Origin of the sequence: Algoriphagus faecimaris (genome assembly GCF_900101705.1) — a bacterium.
Classification (GTDB): Bacteria; Bacteroidota; Bacteroidia; order Cytophagales; family Cyclobacteriaceae; genus Algoriphagus; species Algoriphagus faecimaris.
The window spans coordinates 32,332-51,586 of sequence record NZ_FNAC01000037.1 but is presented as its reverse complement, the minus strand read 5'-3'; the positions used below and the strand labels follow the sequence as shown (position 1 = coordinate 51,586).

Annotated in this window: 21 protein-coding genes; 2 read left to right on the top strand and 19 right to left on the bottom strand. The window is 42.6% G+C overall.

What is annotated here, in order from left to right:
• Positions 1-9 precede the first annotated feature (9 nt).
• Positions 10-171, top strand: a complete 162-nt coding sequence (locus tag BLQ57_RS21710; protein WP_394331276.1) for an integrase core domain-containing protein — start codon at positions 10-12, stop codon at positions 169-171.
• Positions 172-596: 425 nt separating this feature from the next.
• Here BLQ57_RS21710 and BLQ57_RS16430 read toward each other — a convergent pair whose 3' ends face one another.
• From BLQ57_RS16430 to BLQ57_RS16355, 16 genes are all read right to left on the bottom strand, one after another.
• A complete protein-coding gene (locus tag BLQ57_RS16430) occupies positions 597-1,295 on the bottom strand; it encodes a DUF2490 domain-containing protein (protein ID WP_205635637.1) in 699 nt (232 codons plus the stop codon).
• Positions 1,296-1,346: 51 nt separating this feature from the next.
• Positions 1,347-2,114: a carbonic anhydrase gene (locus BLQ57_RS16425; protein ID WP_087940610.1), complete on the bottom strand. Its 768-nt coding sequence runs from the start codon at positions 2,112-2,114 to the stop codon at positions 1,347-1,349.
• A gap of 213 nt (positions 2,115-2,327) precedes the next feature.
• The gene (locus tag BLQ57_RS16420; RefSeq protein WP_139162765.1) at positions 2,328-2,627 is read right to left on the bottom strand and encodes a hypothetical protein; all 300 of its coding nucleotides are present in this window, start codon (positions 2,625-2,627) and stop codon (positions 2,328-2,330) included.
• A gap of 281 nt (positions 2,628-2,908) precedes the next feature.
• On the bottom strand, positions 2,909-4,462 hold the full coding sequence (locus BLQ57_RS16415; protein WP_087940612.1) for a glycoside hydrolase family 99-like domain-containing protein: 1,554 nt from the start codon (positions 4,460-4,462) through the stop codon (positions 2,909-2,911).
• Between the two features lie 38 nt (positions 4,463-4,500).
• A complete protein-coding gene (locus tag BLQ57_RS16410) occupies positions 4,501-5,040 on the bottom strand; it encodes a GNAT family N-acetyltransferase (protein WP_087940613.1) in 540 nt (179 codons plus the stop codon).
• 668 nt (positions 5,041-5,708) lie between these two features.
• Positions 5,709-6,671 carry a transketolase family protein gene (locus BLQ57_RS16405; protein ID WP_087940648.1) on the bottom strand — a complete coding sequence of 321 codons (963 nt, stop codon included), beginning with the start codon at positions 6,669-6,671 and terminating at the stop codon, positions 5,709-5,711.
• A gap of 19 nt (positions 6,672-6,690) precedes the next feature.
• A complete protein-coding gene (locus tag BLQ57_RS16400) occupies positions 6,691-7,542 on the bottom strand; it encodes a transketolase (protein WP_087940614.1) in 852 nt (283 codons plus the stop codon).
• Positions 7,543-7,552: 10 nt separating this feature from the next.
• Complete coding sequence (bcp, locus tag BLQ57_RS16395) at positions 7,553-8,002, bottom strand: thioredoxin-dependent thiol peroxidase (RefSeq protein ID WP_087940615.1); 450 nt, start codon at positions 8,000-8,002, stop codon at positions 7,553-7,555.
• A 25-nt stretch (positions 8,003-8,027) separates the two neighbouring features.
• A complete protein-coding gene (locus tag BLQ57_RS16390; RefSeq protein ID WP_240507849.1) occupies positions 8,028-9,902 on the bottom strand; it encodes a M23 family metallopeptidase in 1,875 nt (624 codons plus the stop codon).
• Positions 9,889-10,500: a fumarylacetoacetate hydrolase family protein gene (locus BLQ57_RS16385; RefSeq protein WP_087940616.1), complete on the bottom strand. Its 612-nt coding sequence runs from the start codon at positions 10,498-10,500 to the stop codon at positions 9,889-9,891. The genes BLQ57_RS16390 and BLQ57_RS16385 overlap by 14 nt, the downstream gene beginning before the upstream one ends.
• Before the next feature lie 238 nt (positions 10,501-10,738).
• The gene (locus tag BLQ57_RS16380; RefSeq protein ID WP_087940617.1) at positions 10,739-11,422 is read right to left on the bottom strand and encodes a DUF4377 domain-containing protein; all 684 of its coding nucleotides are present in this window, start codon (positions 11,420-11,422) and stop codon (positions 10,739-10,741) included.
• A complete protein-coding gene (locus BLQ57_RS16375; RefSeq protein WP_087940618.1) occupies positions 11,423-12,139 on the bottom strand; it encodes an SGNH/GDSL hydrolase family protein in 717 nt (238 codons plus the stop codon).
• The gene (locus BLQ57_RS16370) at positions 12,136-13,176 is read right to left on the bottom strand and encodes a S66 peptidase family protein (protein ID WP_087940619.1); all 1,041 of its coding nucleotides are present in this window, start codon (positions 13,174-13,176) and stop codon (positions 12,136-12,138) included. The genes BLQ57_RS16375 and BLQ57_RS16370 overlap by 4 nt, the downstream gene beginning before the upstream one ends.
• 216 nt (positions 13,177-13,392) lie before the next feature.
• Entirely contained in the window at positions 13,393-14,379 is a 987-nt protein-coding gene (gene pfkA, locus BLQ57_RS16365) for a 6-phosphofructokinase (RefSeq protein WP_087940620.1), read from the bottom strand.
• Positions 14,380-14,381: 2 nt separating this feature from the next.
• Entirely contained in the window at positions 14,382-14,753 is a 372-nt protein-coding gene (locus BLQ57_RS16360) for a methylglyoxal synthase (RefSeq protein WP_087940621.1), read from the bottom strand.
• A gap of 125 nt (positions 14,754-14,878) precedes the next feature.
• A complete protein-coding gene (locus BLQ57_RS16355) occupies positions 14,879-16,924 on the bottom strand; it encodes a S9 family peptidase (RefSeq protein WP_087940622.1) in 2,046 nt (681 codons plus the stop codon).
• Between the two features lie 171 nt (positions 16,925-17,095).
• Between BLQ57_RS16355 and mscL the strand changes: the two genes are divergently transcribed.
• Positions 17,096-17,521, top strand: a complete 426-nt coding sequence (gene mscL / locus BLQ57_RS16350) for a large-conductance mechanosensitive channel protein MscL (RefSeq protein ID WP_087940623.1) — start codon at positions 17,096-17,098, stop codon at positions 17,519-17,521.
• A 300-nt stretch (positions 17,522-17,821) separates the two neighbouring features.
• On the opposite strand, the gene BLQ57_RS16345 is transcribed toward mscL, so the two are convergent.
• Genes BLQ57_RS16345 through BLQ57_RS16335 form a run of 3 tightly spaced genes read right to left on the bottom strand, consistent with a single transcriptional unit; the run spans position 17,822 to position 19,235 of the window.
• Positions 17,822-18,274 (bottom strand): hypothetical protein, encoded by a 453-nt coding sequence (locus BLQ57_RS16345; protein ID WP_087940624.1) that lies wholly within the window; start codon positions 18,272-18,274, stop codon positions 17,822-17,824.
• A gap of 15 nt (positions 18,275-18,289) precedes the next feature.
• On the bottom strand, positions 18,290-18,637 hold the full coding sequence (locus BLQ57_RS16340; RefSeq protein WP_087940625.1) for a hypothetical protein: 348 nt from the start codon (positions 18,635-18,637) through the stop codon (positions 18,290-18,292).
• Between the two features lie 31 nt (positions 18,638-18,668).
• On the bottom strand, positions 18,669-19,235 hold the full coding sequence (locus BLQ57_RS16335) for an RNA polymerase sigma factor (protein ID WP_240507850.1): 567 nt from the start codon (positions 19,233-19,235) through the stop codon (positions 18,669-18,671).
• Between the last annotated feature and the right edge of the window lie 20 nt (positions 19,236-19,255).

The window sequence follows — 19,255 nt, the reverse complement described above, 5'->3', positions numbered from 1 at the left end:
TGGAGAACCATCAAGTACGAAAAGATTTATCTCAACCCACCACAGGACGGATTGGATCTCTATGCACAGCTGGCAGAATACATGGATTATTACAATCACCGTAGAAGGCACAGTAGTCTGGACAACAGAATTCCTGCAGAAGCATATTCCATGATTGAGCAGGTGGCGTGAAACGAGTTTACCACATTCCCACACTCTTCTGAAAATCTAAAAAGGGATTTTCAGGTGTGGAAATATGGAAAACTCAACCGGCCTCTGTATACTTGAAGTCAAATGAATTCTGTCCTAACAATTGGGGTATGCTCAGTTGGACGGCTTCACCGTCCAAAAATAGCTATATATCTTATCACCATTTATTCTAATTGCTGACCACGAAGTGGTCAAACCTTGAATACTTGTGCGCCGTGGCGTAGCCATGGGCCTGCCTTTGACGGCAGTCAGGTGAAACCTGTTGAAAACAATGACCCAAATCCCACCCACCACCGACTCCGAAGGGTGTCGAACATATTTCCCCTAATGTTCTCTTCTTAGTTTCAGGAGTCATAATAAAACAAAGCCCGAAACAGATATTTTGCTGCTTCGGGCTTTTTGGTCTTTTAGAAACTATGATGGAGACTAACTTGTGCCTGTGCTTTGCTGTAGCTATCGACGGTTTGATTCATCCAACCTACTTGCATTCGCAAGTTGTCCCGTAGGCCATATCCTAGTCCCAGATAGGTTCGGTTTCTATCAAAATACTCCACAGTCCTTCCATCACCAATGGATTTTTGACCATTGATAAAGAGCTCATTGTAGAGTGCAAGATAGACTGCCTTTTTCTCCAATTTGGTTCGGTTCAAAGGGATATTCATAAAGATATTGTAGCGATAGCGAGTTCGCATAGCCTGATTTTCTACCCATCGCTGCTCGTATCTGAAGCGATGCGTCAGGTAAATTCGCTCTCCGATTTTCTGAGGAAGCAATACTTCTTGGTAGATTCTGTGTTCGATTACATTTTCACGACTTTCCCCAAATTCCCCCGAGGAAATAAATCCATAGCCCGCGGTCAATAGAATATTGGTATTGATGGGGTTATAGGTGAGGCCTGTACGAAGCAGCAGCTGCTCCTTATCTGAACCGAAATTCCAATAGCGAAACTGATAATCACCTTGGATACCGAATCGGCTATTTTCGAAGGACTTGGTAAAGAAATACATGTACCAAGCGCCTAGTTGCTCATTGTCTACGTTTGATTGGGCTTGGCTTGAGTATACGGTAAAAACTGCAAAAGCCAACAATAAATATTTTCTCATCATGGAAAGGTAAATAAGGGGCTAGGCCTGACCTAGCCCTTTTATATTTTCGGTTTAGTTAGAGAATCTTGGCAGGCTGCTGATCGTCTCCTCTATAAAGTTGACGTAGCCGGATTTCAAATCGTAAACCGCACCCACGATGAGTACCTCTCCGCTAGCTGATTTTCTACTCAGGACCGGCTCCAAATTGCGTAGCATATTGACTTGCTCGATGACATTTTCTCTCACTGCATAATCTAGTGCATCCTCCGCAGAAAGATTGGCAGCCTTGGCCCTCAGCGAAGCTGGTTTGATGGCATTAATCAAGGTAACCACGTGTCCAGGAGGGTTTTCAGGGAGTTTCATGGCAGCGCCAACTGCACCGCAGGACTGATGACCCAATACTACGATTAACTTAGTCTCAAGGACCACAGTAGCGTATTCTATGGTGCCATAGGAAGCCTCAGCCATCACCTGACCGGCAGTACGAGTGATAAACAAATCACCTACTCCTTGGTCAAAGATGATCTCATTGGGTACCCGACTATCTGCACATCCAATAATGGTCGCAAAAGGCGCCTGACCCAATTCGTTACTCTTCAAGTCTGCATCAGTCTGTCTCGGTCGGATGCTTTTGTCGTCGGCAAATCTTCTATTGCCGTAGATCAATTTCTTCAACCCATAGTAGGGATCTAAATAGGCACTGTCCCGATCTGCAAAATATTGATTGTCTTCCAGTTCGAGAAGCGTTGCAATGGTACCTGTATTTTGTGCTTTAGCATTGGTCAAAATACCAAATAGTAGTAGAATGCTAGCGATTCCTAGCTTATAGTTAAGATTCATTTGTTAGTTTTTTAGAATGATTTGATACCTCATTTTTGAGGTAGTAGTGTTCTCCCCATCTAAGGAGGAGGGGGCCACCCTGATAATTTTGATTTAGAAAATATCCGCATCCCTTTTACCCAATCTTAATGTTTTTTTAGGGCAAAACTCCCAACTTTTTCTATGAGATTGGGCAGCCATTCAATTTTAAAATGGGAGTAGATAGATGGGTTCTTAACTTAAAAAAGGTTCGGGAGGCAAATCCACCGAGGGTAATTCCGATTGATACCCAAATAAAAGATAGGAGTGAGCATGATTCAGCTCAAACTCGTCAAAAAGGTGATGATAAGAATGGTTAGAGAAATAAAAGACCAAAGTTTTTACTTTTTCTTCCTTTTCCTCTTCGATTCCAGAGTCCAAGATTTCGTATAAGCCAATAAAAATGCCATTGGTAGACAAGTTGGAGGCATTTTGTCCTATGTAGACAAAGACCCCTACCGCCAAAAGAAATACCAATGATATCGATAAACGCATCTTTCTGAAATTTAGGATTACTAACTCCAAGGCATCAAATAGGTTTTGGAAAACAAGAAAAAACTGATGGTTATCCTTAGAAAAAGCTATGTTTTTTGGATCCAAAATTCTTGATGAACGGCAATGAACAGTATGGGATCATAAATAAAAGTGCCATTCTCATAAAAATCAGGAGCAATGTTTAAAATTTTAGAATTTTTTTTCTTTCTGATTAATTTTTCCGGATGGAGGTTAAAGATTGACTTTTACTATTTTAAACCTAAGCCTATTTAGAAAAACAGTCACTTCCCAAAGACCTCCCGGATTGCTTCCAAATAATCAAATCCATGTCCTTCAGTAGGCTCGATGTAGTTGCCCTCGAGGTATTCATTCCAGCAGCAAATCATGATGGTATTCCCGTTGGCATTGCGGTTCTTTTTGGAAAAGTCTTGAGCTTCTAGGAGCTTGGCCTTAAATGTAGCTTTTGTGCTATGCACCCGATCCTTGTAAGGCTCGGACGGAAAACCCGTTTGTTGGGGCCAAGTGCCTCCCGCCGGTCTCATATCCCAACCCATAGCTACAGGGATTTGGTACTCGAAATTAGCGTCTGATTTGAATTTTTCTCCCCATAACTTCCAATGACTACGATAAGTCTCCCGCATATCAGCATAGGAGCGATTGTCTTTCTCATAGAAATTATGATACACGTACCCTGTCATTCCTTCGAAGCCCATGGATTTCAAGCGAGGTACATATTCCTGTAGCAACAATTTATTTTGATATTGGCCGCCTTCCCAGGGCCGAGAGGGGTTCTTAGCTTTCCAGGAGGTGGGGAGACCATAAATCCGCTCTTGCTCCAGCATGGGACCTGCCGTCACCGCAATGAATTTTATGCCTTTCAAGCCTGCTTTTTTTGCGAGATTTTTTGAATAATCTAAGAGTTCCTTTAAGCTCAATCCATAGTAGGCGGCTCTTGATTCAGCATCCTGAGGAAAATAGAAATAGACGATGGGTCGTCCATCTGGGGCGCGGAGGTAGTCTTTCCTTTTGAAAAATTGATCAATCCAGAGTTGAGTGATTTTCTCATGCACTTGGAGATAAAGATTCCTGTCGGGCTTTTCGCCTGAATAATTTGCTTTGCGGGCTAGTTCTTCCGGTGAACCGATTTTCAACCAAAGCATCCAACGCTCATTGCTGTCATCACACCAGTTGATTGCCCATTTGAGTTGTTTCTCCTTGGGCAATTTGGTATTTTCTGCAAGTAGTACCTGTAATTGTTCATCCCATTCTGGCATACCGGGTACGCGCACTCGTCCATCTCGGTTTTGATCAGTTTTCCAGCCTTTGGGATAGTAGATTTTGGCCTGTGGGCCAAAGTTCAAATGATAGTAATAATGCCTACCGAAAAACCAGTTGTAGGCAAAAAAATCAATTCCATACTCCTTCATGTATTCCAGTTGCTTTCTCGCCACTTCAGGATCGGTTCTGTCGTAAAATCCCTTTAGTTCTTGGATAGGCTTTCGCTCTAGATAAGGTCCTTCATAGGGATATCGTCTGTTGTAAAGTCTCCCCCTTGCGCCCCAAATAGCTGGGTTTTGCAAACTGGAGCAGTTTTTTGGATCCTGAAGGCAAGACCAAAAGCTATCCCGGTCCACTTTTGGGTCAGGAGAGGTATTCCATGAAGGCATAAAATAGACGCCAACTTGTTCATCGGGTTGCTCAGGAGTATCCGAAATTAGTCTTGCTGCTGACAAGCTATTATCATGAGGTGGTGGAGGACTGCTGATTTGTTTTTCCTTACAACTCAAAAAAAGCACCAAAAAGGGTAGGTAAATATATGATTTAAAAAAGAGCATGATGGATTAGTTTATTCCCGCCAAATTAGATAATCCTTTCAAAAAATCCTCTTCCGCATAATCTCAATTTTGCGGTATTCGGGATAAAGCTTTTCAAAATCCAAAGAATAAGTCAATACCTGTTCAAAGCCATTTTTCTCATAAAAGCGCTTCGCTTGGGGTTTGCAGGACATGGCTTCTAGCCAGATAAAATCTAGGTTTTCCGCTTTGGTAACTTTTTCACAATGCTCCAGAAGCAATTTAGCGATGCCTTTTCCGTGAGTACTTGAATCGAGATAAAGTCGATGTAATTTCATGGCATTGGGGATTTCGATTTCTCGGGGTGAAAAAGGATAGTCGTATTTCAAAATCCCAACTTTTTCACCCATCCACTCCACAAAAAAATAATGGGTTCGGCTTCTTCTAATCTCCTTTCTCACATTCTCTTCATGATAAATCAAGTCTACATACCAATCGCCTCCATCTTCCCAAAATTCGGCATAAGCATCCTTGTAGATGCGACTCATAAGTCCAAATAAAATATCCGAATCGGAGTCCTGAATGGGAATCAATGTGACTGCTTTGCTGAGGCTGATCATCAGGTAAAAATGTAGAAAATGAAGGGATAAAAAAAGAATGGGGGAGGGGTTGATTTTTGACTTCAGCGATCGATAAATTAAAAATCAAATCGCAGCGCTGCTGCTCTAGATTATATCTATTTACAATTCTAAAATCAAAACGCGCCGCTGGCGCTTTACTTTCCAAGACATAGGCTTTTAAGCCTCACCGAGGCCTTTTGATTGTAGCATCAGATGAAGATAATAGGAAACAGCGCTTCGGAGAAGCGATTTGAATGGGCAAGATTTTAAAAAATAATTGGAATATTCCGCTTTGTGAGTGTAAAACCGGGACAAAGCAACAGTAAAAATTTTGGAGAAAGTAAGCCTCAGCGAGGCGTTTTGATTTTAGTCTCAGATGAATAGGCTCAGAGACAGAGCTTCGGAGAAGCGATTTGATTAGTTGTGTAATGTTCTTGTCGGATTCTCACCTTAGCCCATTATCTAAATATTCCTGTTTGTTGTGACCTAAACAGAGGATGGGGGAAAATTGATTTTATGTCCTTCACTATTCCTTCGTTTTCTTTCCCGATTCTAGGGACAGGGTGTGCTCTTTGTGATAATCACAAAAAAAAACCTCCGATTCCTAAAAATATTCAGGCCTCGGAGGTTAGTTAAAGAGAAAATCCTTTGAGAGGTTTTCCTGTTTTTTATTTTCTCGCTAAAGCTCTTTTGGCAGCTTTCACAATATTCTCAGCATTTAAGCCGTACTTTTCCAGTAGTTCGGTAGGTGTACCGGACTCCCCAAAGCTGTCATTGACCGCCACATATTCCAATGGAGCAGGATTATTTCTAGACAAGGTCTGGGCAATGCTGTCACCCAAACCACCATTGATTTGATGCTCTTCAGCAGAAACGGCACAACCCGTCTTTTTTACAGACTCAAGGATGGCTTCCTCATCCAAAGGCTTGATCGTGTGAATATTGATCACCTCTGCAGAGATTCCTTCCTCACGAAGCATGGCTTCAGCCACTACGGCTTCCCAAACCAAGTGTCCTGTAGCAAAGATGGTAACGTCTTTTCCATCGATCATTTTCCAAGCTTTTCCAATCTCAAATTTCTGATCAGCAGGAGTGAAGATCGGCCAACTCGGACGACCAAATCGCAAATAAACCGGGCCTTCGTACTCTGCAACAGCCAAGGTTGCAGCTTTGGTTTGGTTGTAGTCGCAAGGGTTGATGACAGTCATGTGTGGAAGCATTTTCATCATGCCCATGTCCTCCAGAATCTGATGGGTTGCCCCATCTTCACCTAGGGTCAAGCCCGCGTGAGAAGCGGCGATTTTGACGTTTTTATCAGAATAAGCCACTGACTGTCTGATTTGGTCATAGACTCTGCCGGTGGAAAAATTGGCAAAAGTACCTGTAAATGGTATTTTTCCCCACGTTGCCATACCCGCTGCTAAGCCAATCATATTGGCCTCGGCAATTCCAGTCTGGAAAAAGCGCTCAGGAAACTCTTTCTGAAAGGCTCCCATTTTCAGCGAACCAATCAAATCGGCGCAAAGTCCGACCACATTTGGGTTTCTACGTCCTGCTTCTAATAATCCGTCACCAAATCCGGAGCGGGTATCTTTCTTTTCTGTAAAGTTGAATTTTAAATCTAAGCTCATGATGTTCTGTTGGATTGGATTAATAGTCACCTAGGGTTTCTGGAAGTTGGCCTAATGCATTGGCTAATTGCTCATCGTTTGGAGCGACGCCATGCCATTTATGCGTACCGACCATAAAGTCCACGCCATAGCCCATTTCAGTGTATAGGAGATTGAGAACAGGCTTGCCTTTTCCTGCAAGGGTTTTGGCCTTTGCCAATCCTTTTGAGACAGCCTCCATATCATTCCCTTCTTTGATTTCATTGACTTCCCATCCAAAAGCTTCCCATTTGGCTTTTAGGTTTTTCAGGTCCATTACTTCTTTAGTAGGTCCATCGATCTGCTGACCGTTGTAATCAATCGTCGCAATCAAATTGTCCACTCCATAGTGAGCGGCATACATGGCTGCTTCCCAAACCTGTCCTTCCTGCTGCTCTCCATCACCCATTAGGCAGTAAACCATGCGGTCATCACCGTTGAGTTTTTTGATTTGAGCGGCTCCGATCGCTACAGAAAGTCCCTGACCCAGAGAACCCGAGGCAATTCGAATGCCTGGAAGTCCTTCTTCAGTAGCCGGGTGACCCTGAAGTCTGGAGTTGAGTTTTCGGAAGGTTTTCATTTCCTCAATCGGAAAATAGCCTGATCGGGAAAGTACCGAGTACCAAACCGGAGAAATGTGTCCATTGGATAGGAAAAAGAGGTCTTCGCCTTTTCCTTCCATGTTGAACGCGGCATTGTGATTCATTTGATCAAAATACAGGGCGACAAAAAACTCTGTGCAACCCAAGGAAGCCCCTGGGTGACCTGAATTGACTGCGTGAACCATCCGAAGGATGTCTCTGCGTACCTGTGAACAGATAGATTGGAGTTGTTCGATTGATTTTTTTTCCATTACGGAGGATTTATTTGAGAATTTGTGCTGTGTGATCTTTGGTTTTTACTTTTTCGATGATTTCCTCAATCTTCCCTTCTTCATCGATGACAAATGTGGTTCGGGCAGTCCCCATGTATTTACGGCCATACATGGATTTTTCTACCCAGGTGCCAAAGAGTTCGTGAACCCTTTTATCCTCATCTGCAATCAAGGAAAAGGGTAATTCCTGCTTATCAATGAATTTTTGATGGGATTTTTCGGAATCAGAACTGATCCCCAAGACGACATATCCGGCTTTTTGCAAGGCCTCATAATTGTCTCTAAGATTGCAGGCTTGCGCGGTACATCCAGGGGTATTGTCCTTGGGGTAAAAATAGAGAATTACTTTTTTTCCTTTGAAATCAGAGAGTTTGATACTTTCTCCTGTTTCAATCTTTGCTTCGAAATCTGGGGCCATTTGGCCAACTTCTACTGACATAAAATTTTATTTTTGGTGGAACAAATTAACCGATGGTCCCTTTCCATTCGGCAACATTACCGGCCTGATCGGTGACCTTAAGTATAACAGGTCCTTTGAAGGCTTGTTTATCCAATTTTTCGGACCAAATCAAGGCGCGCTTGTGTTCATAGCGCATCAAAACCCATTTGCCATCTACCCAGGCCTCAAATCCATGAATCCCCGAGAGATTATCCGAGATGGTGAAGCTAATCTCAGAGGAGTTGACCCTGACGGGCTTAATGGTAGGTTTGACCTGATCTTCAGCCAGCACAAAAGTACCAAAATTTCTGGTTTTGAAGCGGATATTTCCGTCTTCCCATGTACCACCCACAAATGAGCGCCGCTCTCGGTTACCGAGTTGATAGACATGGGTCTTTTCTCGGTTTCCAGTATAGCCGGATACATCCCATAGCACTTCCATAGCCGCAAAAAGGTGTTCATTGGGATCATTGATTACCAATCTGGGCTGAGTCATACTACCGCGATCTTCTACTCTCAAGTAAAGATCCTCGAGGAGCGTCTTTTCGTCAAAGTGTATTTGAACACCGCGCCTAGCAAAAAGCTTTTCTTGACCAACTGGTATTTGGGCTTGAATATTTGGTAGAACTACTTCCGAGCAAATATCTACTTCTTCGGGAATCCCAAATCGCATGTCCCAAATATAGGTGCGGCTTTGAGCATCCTGATAGGCAGGAAGCATTTCAAAGGAATGGGCTCCGACATAAAATTTTGCCAAGCCACCGTCCGCAGAAATGGGGGCCCTTATTTTCAATATATTCCCCAAATACTCCACTTGTGCCCTATTTGGCGATGGACCATCGGAAACATTCTGATCCAGATCTTTTCCTTTTAGCTTAAACTGAATTTCCCTCGTATTTTGATAAGCATCTTTTAGCAGGAGGCGATAGTTTTTCTCCTGATCGGGAGCCAGATTGAGATAGCCTGATCCGAGGGTATTGGGTCGAAGGTAGTCGTATTTGAGTTCGGGTTGATGATAGAGTTTTGTAAAGCGGTTCTGATGGGTATGCAGCAAAAACTGACGAGTGAAGTTAAAATCAACTCGATCCACGATCAGGTTTAATATACTGCTGTCTTCTTCTATCAATTCGAAATAGGGGAAGCCATTTCGATTAGGAGCACCGTCCAATTGGTCAAATCCGCGAAATTCTACCCCAACAGGTCCGGTGATTTCCAAGGTATTGGGAATGCGATAATTTTTTCCATCCAGTTGTGGCGTGAGTTCTAAGCGTTGAAATTTGCCATTGATCCTAGAGTCAATCTCCAAAGGCACAAAAGCAACAGCCTGTGGGGTGGGAGCCAAGTGGTCCAATACTTCAGGAAAACCAAAAAGTAAGGGATCCATTGCCCGGTCTAAACTGTCTCTGATTTCAAAATGCAGATGAGGGCCTCCCGAGCTTCCGGTATTCCCACCATCGGCTATTCGTTCTCCTTTTTTGATGGGCAGTTCGCCCGGTTCGGGAAACACTTCCAGTTCATTCACCTGCTGATTGTACATTTTTTCAATCATGTATTGTTGAAGAGCAGGATTGAAATTCCTCAAATGTCCATATAGCGTAATATGTCCCGTGGGATGCTTGAGGTAAATGACATTGCCGTAGCCGTAGGTAGAGATCTTGATTCTATGCACCCATCCATCTGCAGCAGCATAAATTGGTTCACCCTCGACACCGCCAAACTTGTAATCCAAACCTGTGTGGAAATGATTGGGGCGGAGCTCAGCAAAATTACCCGAGAGAAGATTCCTTCCACCTGGTTTTACGGGAGAGCGGAAATAATCTTTTATGATACCCTGGGATAAGAGATTCGAGCTGATAAAAAAGAAAAATAGTAAAAGCGAGAAGGCTTTATTTAACTTCAAAGTCCAGTAGTTTTTGTGTGCCGATAAATCCTTCCAAATGATCCCCAATCTGCACAGGTCCTACTCCGGCAGGAGTGCCTGTATAGATGAGGTCCCCTTTTTTTAAAGTGAAAAACTGAGATACATACTCGATAATAGTTGCAAAATCAAAGAGCATCATTTGGGTGTTTCCCTGCTGCTTGACAGAGCCATTGATATTCAGGTGAAAGTCGATGTTTTTTAAATCTTCAAAATCACCAACAGGCAAAAAGTCCCCGATAGGGGCGGAGCCGTTAAAAGCTTTGGCGATTTCCCAAGGAAGTCCTTTCGCTTTGCATTGATCCTGAAGATCTCGAGCAGTAAAATCTATCCCCAGTCCAATCTCTTCATAATAACGATGGGCAAATTCCTTTTGTATGTATTTTCCTTCTTTGCTGATTTTCAGAACCAACTCGGCTTCATGATGGATATTTTTAGAAAAATCCGGATAGTAAAATGCTGCTCCATTTTTTAGCAGGGCAGTATCTGGTTTGAGAAATACCACAGGATTTCCCGGAGTTTCATTTTTGAGTTCTTCGATATGTTCCGCATAATTACGGCCAATGCAGATTATTTTCATCTGTTTATAATTTGTTTTTTAGAGGTCAGATGGAATCTCGCACAATTTACAATCATCCCAGTGTGTGTTGCTTGCGTCATGCTCGATTTCATAGGATAGAATACTGGGATTGATCTATTTGCTGACGTAAAATTAAAATAATCCGCTGCCTAATGGAGCTAATTTTGAAATTTTATGAAGAGTGGCAGCATTCGGCTTGACAAAGCAAAAAATCTTCAGAGTATAAGAGGTGAAAAAGCTAATCCACTACTTGAAAAGCCATTAATTCCTGCTGCTTTTCGTCGAAGAAAAGTAGTTTCCCGTCTTTGACCTGATAGCTTTTCACTTGGATCAAGGCTTGGCTGATAGCCTGCTCTACTTCCATAGATGGGCAAGACATCATCGTAGTAGCCCCAGGTCCAAGTTTTAAGTTTTCACCATCATTTTCTAAGATTTCACCCCTCACGGTATTGCAAGAGAGGTCGCCAAAGTAACTTCTTTGACTTGCGTTAAATTCAAAGATCAAGGGTTCATTTTTCCCAAAATTTAAGGGCTCGGTGAGTTCACCTACTCGGATCACTTTCCAGATCGAGGTGATTTTGAGTGTGGGATCAGCTTCTTGAGATAGCACTTCCATCACTTTATAAGAAAAACTAGATGCATCTGCGGGAATTGGCTCAGTCTTGGGGTTGATCTGTACCTTGACTTGATAAATGAATCCAGGGGTATATTCAAATCCCTCAATAGGAGAATAAAAAAGCTCCCAAATGCTCTGATCTATTTTTTCGCCTTTTTGAATTTCAAAACAGCTCATAGTCCCCTCTCCGGTACAATCTACTTTTGCCGAGTTGATCCACCAAGTTTCTATTTCAGCTTCATCCATTGAAGTATTGCATGAAATCAATCCCAAAAAAAACAGAAGAAGCAAAAGCTGTCTATTCATTCAATTATAAATTTTAATGACCTCTTCGAAGAGCTTATCCGTCCATCTGGCATAAACCAATCCCGAAGGATGAAGCTTGTCTTCTACGACCATTTCGGGTTTGGCGCCAATTTCCCTGTAGTCTTCGGTAATTTCGATAAAGATGACACCATATTTTTTGCAAACTTCTTTTTTCACTTCATTATAGGCATCTATTTCAGTTTTGACTTTTGCCTTGTCGGCCTCTTTTTCACTTGCAAATGGGGTTACCCCCCAATCGGGAATAGATAGCACAAATACATGATTGGGACGGTTTCCGGCATATCCTATTCCTTTTAACAATAGTTGTTCAAATTCCCTTTTGAAATCTTCCACCGGTCTACCACGATATTGATTATTGACTCCTATTAGTATGGAGACGATATTGTATGGATCACCTTTTGGAGTAGCTTTTTTTATACCTTCTTCTAGTTCATCGACTGTCCAGCCAGTTTTTGCAATAATTTCCGGATTGGACCATGCGCGGTCGGTTTCACTGATTAGTCGCTTGACGAGCTGATTAGGGTATCGTTCCTCTTCAGATACACCTTCTCCTATGGTGTAGCTATCTCCTAATGCGAGATAGGTCAAAGGTCTTCTTTGAAATGACTGCTGATTGACAGCGGTATTGGACTGGGGAGAACCACAGGCGATTACCGCGGTAAAAAGCAATGGAAATAATATGTTTTCTAGGATCATTGGAAAAGATCTTGGGTGAGTTGAATAGTTCCTCGGTTTGCATCTAGCAGAACAGAAGAACCGTTGGGTATAATAAACTGTTTGGGAATGTGTCCAATCATAGCCCCCGAATAAGCAGGTATCTGTAGAGGAAGTACATAATCATCTAAAACTTGATCTACAGACAAGGATCCATATCCACCTCCGGGCTCGCAATCTGAGCATTGCCCAAATACGAAACCTGAGATCTTATCTAAGGTACCATTTAATTTTAAGGTACTCATCATTCGATCGATGCGGTAAGGATCTTCTCCTATGTCTTCGATGTAGAGAATGGCTTTTTCAAAATCAGGATAATAGGGGGTACCACTCAGTGCAGTCAATACGGTCAGATTTCCTCCAAGAATCTTTCCTGAAGCTTGACCCGGAGTCAATGTCTGAATTCGATTGGCTTTAATAACCAAATCGTCACTTTGATTTTGTTCATTTTGATAAAGGACTTGAGTTTTTTCGAAAAAGACCTGTTCAAACTGCTTGACATTAAAACTATTCCAGCTTCCTGTGCCATTGGGTCCATGAAAGGTAATCAATCCAGTCTGCGAATAAATCGCACAATGAAGAGCCGTGATGTCTGAATAGCCCATCAGAGGCTTGGGGTTTTTTCGAATCAGATCGTAATCAATACTCGGGAGAATTCGTGCAGCACCGGATCCTCCTCGGATGCAGATGATTGCTTTAATCTCAGGATCGGCAAACATCTCATTCAAATCGGAAGCCCGCTCTTCGTCGGTGCCAGCCAAATGTCCTCTTCTTTTTTTGAGGTTTTCTCCCAACTTCACCTGGAATCCAAGCCCTTCTAGAGCTTCTTTTGCAAAAGTGAACTGCATTCTGTCTGCTGTCGCAGCAGAAGGACTGATTAAACCCACCCAATCCCCCTTTTTAATAGCTTGGGGAAGAATGGGATTCTTGGAATTTGCTATTTCTTTGGAAACCAAGGCCAAAAAGGGAAGCGCGGCTCCAGCAAGTCCCAAACTTTTTAAAAACGCTCTTTTTTTCATTAGGTAAGATTAATGATAAACTGAAATTAAAACTTTTTGATCGCCCAAAAAACAACAATCTTACGAAATGCTCCATTATTTCGCTTCGGACAAGTATGGAGCCATTTTCACGCCCTGAATAGGTACTTTATCAAGTAATTTGATAAAAGGGTAGTGTCAAGAAATCAAAAAAAGGGCTCAATTGCTTGGCCCTTGGTTTTGAATCGAATAGCTCGATCAGGTAGAAAGAATCTTTGCTACTCTGAAATCATCCTCGTCTACTTCTTTATCATCTACAATCGCTCTTTTGATCGGGGTGTACACTACCTTATGATTGATCAAGCCTGCCATGACATCGTATTTGCCTTGGAGTAGTCCCTCCACTGCTGCTACACCGAGTTTTGAGGCCAAAAGCCGATCGTAGGAACTAGGAGCCCCTCCTCGCTGTAAGTGTCCCAAAATGGTGACTTTGATGTCGTAATAGGGTAGATGCTTCTTTACTTTTTCGGCGATTTCGGCGGCTCCACCACTTTTTCCGCCTTCGGCCACGATCACAATGTTGGAAGCTTTTTTCGCCTTGGTTCTCACTTTTAGCTTTTCTACGAGATTTTCCACGGCGATCTTTTTCTCAGGTATCAAAATGGCTGCGGCAGCCGAACCAATACCTGCGTTGATGGCGATGAAACCCGCATCTCTTCCCATTACTTCTACAAAGAACAGTCGGTCATGGGACGTAGCGGTATCGCGAATTTTGTCAATAGCTTCGATAGCGGTATTGCAGGCGGTATCAAAACCTATGGTAGAGTCAGTTCCTGAGAGATCATTGTCAATAGTACCGGGTAATCCCACAGCAGGAATGCCAAATTCCTTGTAAAAAAGATGAGCACCTGTCAGAGAGCCATCTCCACCGATCACAATCAAGGCATCAATACCATGTGATCGTAGGTTGTCATAGGCTTTTTTTCGTCCTTCGGGTGTGCGAAACTCTGCACTTCTTGCCGATTTGAGGAAAGTACCCCCACGCTCCAACACATGAGCGATATCTCCTGAGTGCAATTTTTTGATGTCATTTTGGATTAGTCCCTCGTATCCACGATAGACCCCGTACATTTCCAAATTGTAATAAAATCCTGCCCGAACAGCAGCACGAATAGCTGCATTCATTCCCGGAGAGTCTCCTCCGGAGGTCAGGACTCCGATTTTTTTGATGGTTTTAAGTTCCATTATTAGGTTTGAGTTAAGGCCTTGAACATTAATTCTGCCGAGGCGGGATTGGTCGCTAGCGGAATATTGTGGACATCACAAATCCTCATGAGCATTTGTACATCCGGCTCGTGGGGATGCTTATCGAGAGGATCTCTGAAAAACACCACCATCGCCAATTCCTTTTGAGCGGCCATGGCTGCAATTTGGGCATCACCTCCATAAGGTCCGGATAGTAGACGCTCCACCTCAAAACCAGCTTTTTGGATATGAGATCCCGTCGTACCTGTAGCCACGAGATCTACATCTGCCGCATGAAGGCGCTCCTTAAATCCACTTAAAAAATGCACCATGTCGGCTTTTTTTCCATCATGGGCGATCAGGGCAATTTTCATGAATAGTTTCTAATAGGTTGAGGTCAAAGTTAGGAAAAAATCCCTTTCCCAAAATTTATGTTCGAATAATAAAAAGAAGCATTCGGATCATTTGGGTAGGGATTGAATATGTAGAAAACTTCCTGCTATTTTAGGATGTTTTCCAATTTTAGTAGAAATGCGAATTCCATTGCCATTTCTCTCAGGGCTTGAAATCTACCCGAAGCCCCGCCGTGTCCGGCTTCCATATTGGTATAGAGGAGAAGAAGATTTTGGTCTTGTTTCAATTCCCTAAGTTTAGCCACCCATTTGGTGGGCTCCCAATATTGCACTTGAGAATCATGAAGTCCTGAAGTGACTAGGAGGTTTGGATAGCTTTTGGCTTCTATATTGTCATAGGGAGAATAGGAAAGCATGTATTCGTAATATTCCTGATTTTTTGGATTTCCCCATTCATTGAATTCCCCGGTAGTCAATGGAATACTTTCATCTAGCATAGTGGTCACTACATCCACAAAAGGAACAGCTGCCACCACGCCATGGAATAGATCCGGGCGCATGTTGATCACTGCTCCCATCAGCAGTCCTCCTGCACTTCCTCCCATAGCATATAAATGCTTGGATTGCGTGTACTTCTGCTCGATCAGATGATTAGCACAGGAAATATAATCGGTGAAGGTGTTTCTTTTCCTCAATAATTTACCTTCCTCATACCAATGCCTTCCCAAGTCTTCTCCACCTCGAATATGTGCGATGGCGTAGACAAACCCTCTATCCAAAAGACTCAATCTGCTGCTTGAAAAATAAGCATCCATACTAAATCCATAGGACCCATAGGCATAAAGGAGTAGAGGATTGCTCCCGTCTGCTTTAAAAAAATCCTTTTTATACACTAGGGAAATGGGGACCATCTTACCATCTTCAGCTGCTGCCCAAATCCTTGCAGATTCATAAGCTGATGCGTCATAGCCACCTACTACTTCTTGCTGCTTGAGGAGCTTTCGCTCTCGGGTGATCATATGGTAATCGTAAACTGAGGAAGGGCTGATCAGGGAATTGTAGCCAAATCGTAACCAAGAGGTATTGAATTCGGGATTGGAACTGATCCAGGTAGTGTAGGTTTCCTCCTCAAATTGGAGTTGATGACCCTCACTTCCGTCCCAAGGTTTAATTAATATATTGGTAAGCCCATTACTTCTCTCTTGGATGACAAAAAAGTCAGCGAAGAGTTCGAAGTTTTCGATCAAAACCTCCTCTCGGTGAGGAATAACGTCTTGCCAATTTTCGAGGCTGGGACTCTCTATGGGCGCTTTGACGATTTTGAAATTTTTTGCCTGATGGTTAGTCCTTATCCAAAAATGACCTTCAAAATGATCGGCGGCGTATTCCAAGTCAGGGATTCTGGTTTGAAGGACCTGAAATTCCTCATTCGTCTGTGAGGCACGGATAAATCTTATTTCTGAAGAAATAGTACTCTGGCTTTGGATCAGGATATATTCTTCGGATTTGGTTTTGTGCACATAGCAGGTAAATTCCTCATCCTTTTCTTCGAAAATCAAGGGGTCATTTTCCCAAGAATTGCCTAATTGATGGCGATAGACTTGATTGGCTCTGAGCGTATCGGGGTCTTGTTTGGAATAAAAAACCATTTGACTGTCTGCTGCCCAAACTAGGTTGCCAGTGACCTCAGGTATAGTTTCTTCTAAAATTTCACCTGTGATTATATTTTTGAAATGAATGGTATAAATTCTTCTCCCGACCTGATCCACCGGATAAGCGATCCAATTGAGATCAGGACTGGCAGCAATACCTCCTACTTGGAAGTACGTCTTTCCCTCAGCCAGTTCATTGACATTGAGTAAGATTTCCTCAGGATTTTCTAGGTGAGAACGTTTTCGGCAATAGATGGGATATTCTCCTCCTTTTTCGTAGCGAGTATACCAATAGTAACCGTATTTGGAATAAGGGACGCTTTGATCATCTTCTTTGATCCGCCCTTTCATTTCCTGAAATAATTTTTCCTGAAGCTCCTCGGTATCCTTCATTTGGAACTTCAGGTAGTCGTTTTCCTGATTGAGGTAATTGATGACTTCTGGGTTTTCCCGGTCTCTCATCCAATAATAGGGATCAAGACGCTGGTGACCATGGACTTCTAGTACTCTATCTATTTTTGGTGCTTTTGGAGTTTGCATCGATCTGTCAATTTTGCTGCAATGTTAATGAAATTGAGTCCTTGAGAGTTCGCTAAGACTGATTTTTAAGTAAAAAAAGGATGAATTCAATGTAAATGAGTATCAACTATTGCAATAGAAAAATTTTATTAAAATATTGATCCAATAATTTCACCATCAACCTTACTACTTATGGGAATGATAAAAGAGTTTAAAGAGTTTGCCGTCAAAGGCAACGTCATCGATTTAGCAGTCGGTGTGATCATCGGAGGGGCCTTTGGCAAGATCGTCTCTTCCTTGGTTAATGATGTCATCATGCCGCCTATAGGCTTGGCATTGGGAGGTATGGACTTCAAAAAGCTGGCAGTTGTGCTGAAGGAAGCAGAATTGGATGCAGCAGGGGAAGTAGCTACCGCTGCTGTTACACTCAACTACGGTATGTTTATTCAGAATGTGGTTGATTTTGTGATTGTGGCTTTTGTAATCTTCTTGGCTATTAAAGGAGTCAATAAGATGAATAGAAAAGAAGAGAAGAAAGAGGCTGCGGCTCCGCCACCACCGCCACCTAAATCAGAGGTATTGCTAGAGGAAATCAGAGATTTGCTTAAAAAACAGTAATTCCTAATCCATAAAAAAGAGGCTGTCTCATAAATAGCTTTAATGTCAGCCTGAGCGGAGTCGAAGGCCATTTCTACCGTTCTAGCCCACATTTCGACTTCGCTCAATGTGACAAACTTCTCTTTTGAGACAGCCTCTTTTTTGTTGTATTCATCTGATTATAATTTTTTTTGTGATCGGAATTTGTCCCGAGTATCATGATGGAACCCCTTCCTTGAGCAGGTAGGTCGCACATTTTCCCCGATACATCGGGGCATCCCATTCAGTGATGGAAACAGCATGCTCGATTGCATCAAGAATTTAATTGTTAGATGATCTTCTTTGCCGATTTTTTTGATAGATCATTCTTGTAAAATCTCGGGCTATCCCGTTAAGCTTAAGGATTTGATTGTAGGAGATTATTTTGGAAACCTGATTCACAAATAGCTGCTCATCTTCTATCATCTTTCGCTGTATATCAAATCGTTTTTCAATTGCCTTTTTTGCATCTGAGTCACTTAGTGCAGCTTGGCCCCGCCGGGGATAGAGACTTGCCATTTGTTTGAGATTGGCTTCTCTTTTTTCTGTGTACTCATTGTAAACGGGCCAAAATTTCTCCGCTTGTTCCGAATTTAACTCCAGCCGACTAGTAATGAAAGCAATTCTGGCAGCTTTCAACCGCTCTGGATCAAAATCTTGTTCGCTGTTTCGCTGAGCATAGCCAGAAAATCCCGCGAAGAGGAATATAATTAAGAATAAATGGATCTTTTTCATGATTCTAGGGTGATTTTAATTTTCGTCTTCCCATAGCAAATCCGCATAGGGCATCTCCTCGGCTAGGATTTCATCTAGGATAGCCTCAGGGTTTTCACTCATTCCGAGCAGGTCTTCTGCCGTCCAATAATTGGAATCGATGTATAAATTCACCTCTTCTTCCAGCGCCAAAAGGTTATTTTCGGAAGAAGAAGGATAGAATTGGTAGATTCCTACTGCGAGGAAAATTAGGATAGCTGCTGCCCATTTGACCCAAGTATAATCTGTCTTGGGCTCCAGTTTTTGGAAGATCTGATCCGGGAGGGATTCGAAATATCCTTCCGGTGCTTCAAAAGGCTTGAGTTTAGGTAGTTGCTTCATCATTGTTTTTTAGACTTCTATTATCGCCAAAGGTTTATTCTCTTTTTAGCGATTCTTCAATTTTTTTTACGGCATGGTGGTAACTGGCTTTAAGGGCTCCGACACTTGTTTGTGTGATGTCGGCCATTTGCTCGTAGGTTAGCTCCTCTTGATACTTAAGATGAAAAACCAAGCGCTGCTTTTCGGGAAGAGTCAATAATGCTTTTTCAAGTTTATGCTCAATTTCCTCACTTGTTGGCATACCGGGTTGATCGAGGTAGGACTCCAGTTTTTGCTGATGATCGTCGATGGAGAAGAAATAGCGTTTTTTCTTTTTTTCCAGAAAGGTTAAGGTTTCATTGGTGGCGATCCGGTACAGCCAGGTGAACAGCGTGGAGTTTTCCTGAAACTTATCGATATTTTTGAAAGCCTTCACAAAAGTGTTTTGTGTAAGGTCATCGGCATCCTCGTGAATGAGGACCATTCTTCTGATTACCTGATAGACGCGCTGCTGATAGCGCTGAAGTAGCTGTCGGTACCCCATGTCCCGAGTTTGTTCCTTTCGGATCAGTTGGAGTATGGTCTGGTCATCGGGCTGCTGCATGTGTGGTTTAGACCCCATTATTTGACGATGGTTTAGTT

Bases quoted from the DNA above. Each gene is read 5' to 3' on its own strand.
- BLQ57_RS16430 (WP_205635637.1), bottom strand. From the start codon at position 1,295: ATGATGAGAAAATATTTATTGTTGGCTTTTGCAGTTTTTACCGTATAC.
- BLQ57_RS16425 (WP_087940610.1), bottom strand. From the start codon at position 2,114: ATGAATCTTAACTATAAGCTAGGAATCGCTAGCATTCTACTACTATTT.
- BLQ57_RS16420 (WP_139162765.1), bottom strand. From the start codon at position 2,627: ATGCGTTTATCGATATCATTGGTATTTCTTTTGGCGGTAGGGGTCTTT.
- BLQ57_RS16415 (WP_087940612.1), bottom strand. From the start codon at position 4,462: ATGCTCTTTTTTAAATCATATATTTACCTACCCTTTTTGGTGCTTTTT.
- BLQ57_RS16410 (WP_087940613.1), bottom strand. From the start codon at position 5,040: ATGATCAGCCTCAGCAAAGCAGTCACATTGATTCCCATTCAGGACTCC.
- BLQ57_RS16405 (WP_087940648.1), bottom strand. From the start codon at position 6,671: ATGAGCTTAGATTTAAAATTCAACTTTACAGAAAAGAAAGATACCCGC.
- BLQ57_RS16400 (WP_087940614.1), bottom strand. From the start codon at position 7,542: ATGGAAAAAAAATCAATCGAACAACTCCAATCTATCTGTTCACAGGTA.
- bcp (WP_087940615.1), bottom strand. From the start codon at position 8,002: ATGTCAGTAGAAGTTGGCCAAATGGCCCCAGATTTCGAAGCAAAGATT.
- BLQ57_RS16385 (WP_087940616.1), bottom strand. From the start codon at position 10,500: ATGAAAATAATCTGCATTGGCCGTAATTATGCGGAACATATCGAAGAA.
- BLQ57_RS16380 (WP_087940617.1), bottom strand. From the start codon at position 11,422: ATGAATAGACAGCTTTTGCTTCTTCTGTTTTTTTTGGGATTGATTTCA.
- BLQ57_RS16375 (WP_087940618.1), bottom strand. From the start codon at position 12,139: ATGATCCTAGAAAACATATTATTTCCATTGCTTTTTACCGCGGTAATC.
- BLQ57_RS16370 (WP_087940619.1), bottom strand. From the start codon at position 13,176: ATGAAAAAAAGAGCGTTTTTAAAAAGTTTGGGACTTGCTGGAGCCGCG.
- pfkA (WP_087940620.1), bottom strand. From the start codon at position 14,379: ATGGAACTTAAAACCATCAAAAAAATCGGAGTCCTGACCTCCGGAGGA.
- BLQ57_RS16360 (WP_087940621.1), bottom strand. From the start codon at position 14,753: ATGAAAATTGCCCTGATCGCCCATGATGGAAAAAAAGCCGACATGGTG.
- BLQ57_RS16355 (WP_087940622.1), bottom strand. From the start codon at position 16,924: ATGCAAACTCCAAAAGCACCAAAAATAGATAGAGTACTAGAAGTCCAT.
- mscL (WP_087940623.1), top strand. From the start codon at position 17,096: ATGGGAATGATAAAAGAGTTTAAAGAGTTTGCCGTCAAAGGCAACGTC.
- BLQ57_RS16345 (WP_087940624.1), bottom strand. From the start codon at position 18,274: ATGAAAAAGATCCATTTATTCTTAATTATATTCCTCTTCGCGGGATTT.
- BLQ57_RS16340 (WP_087940625.1), bottom strand. From the start codon at position 18,637: ATGATGAAGCAACTACCTAAACTCAAGCCTTTTGAAGCACCGGAAGGA.
- BLQ57_RS16335 (WP_240507850.1), bottom strand. From the start codon at position 19,235: ATGGGGTCTAAACCACACATGCAGCAGCCCGATGACCAGACCATACTC.